Here is a 408-nt window from a genome sequence, read left to right on the forward strand (position 1 = left end):
TCGCAAGTGATTTGTCCAGGTCGCCCAGGGCCTCGCCGATCTGCTGCGGCCCCTTCCCGCGCTCGTTGTTCATGGTGCCGCCCCTTTAGCCGCTAAAAGTCAATGGCCGTGCCGCTTCTCGTACTCATCGAAGGCCAGGCGCAGCAGCTCGTTCAGCTTGAGGTCGTGATTTGCTGCGAACACGCGGAAGCGGCGGCGAAGGTCGGCCGACACGCGAAAGTTCAGCGGCACATTGTTGGCCTCTGCTTCCTCGGCCGGCGCTGCGCTGCGGGCGGGCACGTTGGCAACTGGCGCGGCCTGGCCCTTGGTTGCGACCAGGCCGGAAAGGTCGGCGGGTTTCTTGGCTGCCATTTATACGGTTTCCTTCTTTTTGGTTTTCGTCTTTACGTGCAAGCGTTCAAGCACGAA

At 61.8% G+C, this 408-nt stretch carries 1 protein-coding gene; it reads right to left on the minus strand.

Features of this window, described 5'->3' with window-relative positions; all coding sequences use genetic code 11:
- Window positions 1–99: 99 nt before the first annotated feature.
- Window positions 100–351 (minus strand): ribbon-helix-helix protein, encoded by a 252-nt coding sequence (locus H0X95_RS35770; RefSeq protein ID WP_033446822.1) that lies wholly within the window; start codon window positions 349–351, stop codon window positions 100–102.
- Window positions 352–408 lie beyond the last annotated feature (57 nt).

The sequence above is a fragment of the Burkholderia sp. 9779_493 genome, assembly GCF_015712215.1.
In the GTDB taxonomy this organism is placed as follows: Bacteria; Pseudomonadota; Gammaproteobacteria; order Burkholderiales; family Burkholderiaceae; genus Burkholderia; species Burkholderia cenocepacia.